The 389-nt window shown below is 67.1% G+C and carries 1 protein-coding gene; it reads left to right on the top strand.

The window, feature by feature from the left end; all coding sequences use genetic code 11:
• Nucleotides 1–389, top strand: a 389-nt coding sequence (gene rpsE, locus F0U44_RS22200; protein WP_149730581.1) for a 30S ribosomal protein S5, incomplete at both ends; no start/stop codon positions are given.

The raw sequence follows: 389 nt of genomic DNA, 5'->3' as shown, positions 1-389 counted from the left end.
GAGCGGGTCGTCGCGATCAACCGTGTTGCCAAGGTCGTGAAGGGTGGTCGTCGCTTCAGCTTCACCGCCCTCGTGGTCGTCCGTGACGGTGAAGGTCTGGTCGGCGTCGGCTACGGTAAGGCCAAGGAGGTGCCCGGGGCGATCGCCAAGGGTGTCGAGGAGGCGAAGAAGAACTTCTTCCGCGTCACCCGCGTCCAGGGCACCATCCCGCACCCGGTGCAGGGTGAGAAGGCGGCCGGTGTCGTCTTCCTGCGCCCGGCTGCGCCCGGTACCGGTGTGATCGCCGGTGGCCCGGTGCGCGCCGTTCTCGAGTGCGCCGGCATCCACGACGTTCTCAGCAAGTCGCTGGGCTCGTCCAACCAGATCAACATCGTCCACGCGACTGTTGC

The organism is Nocardioides humilatus (assembly GCF_008373755.1).
GTDB classification, from domain to species: Bacteria; Actinomycetota; Actinomycetes; order Propionibacteriales; family Nocardioidaceae; genus Nocardioides; species Nocardioides humilatus.
Note: the sequence above shows the minus strand (reverse complement) of the source record. Positions and strands in the feature narration are given on the sequence as shown.